This window comes from Scytonema hofmannii PCC 7110, from assembly GCF_000346485.2.
GTDB classification, from domain to species: Bacteria; Cyanobacteriota; Cyanobacteriia; order Cyanobacteriales; family Nostocaceae; genus Scytonema; species Scytonema hofmannii.
Genome location: NZ_KQ976382.1, coordinates 1 through 922, shown reverse-complemented (window position 1 = coordinate 922; position 922 = coordinate 1). Strand labels below are relative to the sequence as shown.

The following is a 922-nucleotide window of genomic DNA, read 5'->3' as shown; positions in this document are numbered from 1 at the left end:
CCTCAGGATATCTTGGAGAAGAACGCCTATTATCGCGATCGCGCCGCAGAAATTATCCAGCGTCTAGAGCAAGGTAAACCTCTGACAGCTACACCAGATTTAACACCAGTACTTACAGAAATTAATCAAGCTTGCCAACAGGTCAATCAATGGTTGTTTGAAAAGAGTAAGGAAGCAATAGAAAATGGCAAACGAGTGGCTGCGATCGGAGGCGATCACAGCGTACCATTAGGTTATTATCAAGCATTAGCACTTTCCTATCCAAACTTTGGCATTTTACACATTGATGCTCATGCAGATTTGCGCGATGCTTATGAGGGATTTGAGTTTTCTCATGCATCCATCATGTTTAATGCCATGAAATTGCCCCAAATTTCTAAGTTAGTGCAGGTAGCTTTGCGCGATATCAGTCATGATGAGGTGCAAACAATCGACCAATCCAACGGTCGAATTGTTGCTTATTATGACCCAGTTATCAAGCAAAAACTCTACTCTGGAATGGCTTGGGTTGAGATATGCCGAGAAATCATCAGTCATTTGCCCGAACAAGTATACATTAGCTTTGATGTTGATGGTCTCGATCCAAAACTCTGTTCGAGTACGGGAACTCCTGTTCCTGGAGGATTGGAATTAGAGCAAGCTTTTTTTCTGTTCCGTGAATTAGTTCATAGCGGTAGAAAAATTATTGGCTTCGATCTCTGCGAAGTTGGGGATGCAGAGTGGGATGGTAATGTTGGTGCGCGTATAGTTTATAAGCTATCAAATCTCATGGATTTATCACAGCAGAGTTAAGTCATTTGTCATTGGTTATTTGTCATTTGTAAGGTTATGGCTGGTTTGATATACTGTGAACGGCTAAAAACTTTTCTTTTTCGGAGTGTTTCACAGCATTTGTAGGGGCGCAATGCCTTGCGCCCCTACG

At 42.2% G+C, this 922-nt stretch carries 1 protein-coding gene; it reads left to right on the top strand.

The features are described from left to right. The coding region (locus WA1_RS51970) for an arginase family protein (RefSeq protein ID WP_066613682.1) at positions 1-792 on the top strand (792 nt) is incomplete at its 5' end. Positions 793-922 lie beyond the last annotated feature (130 nt).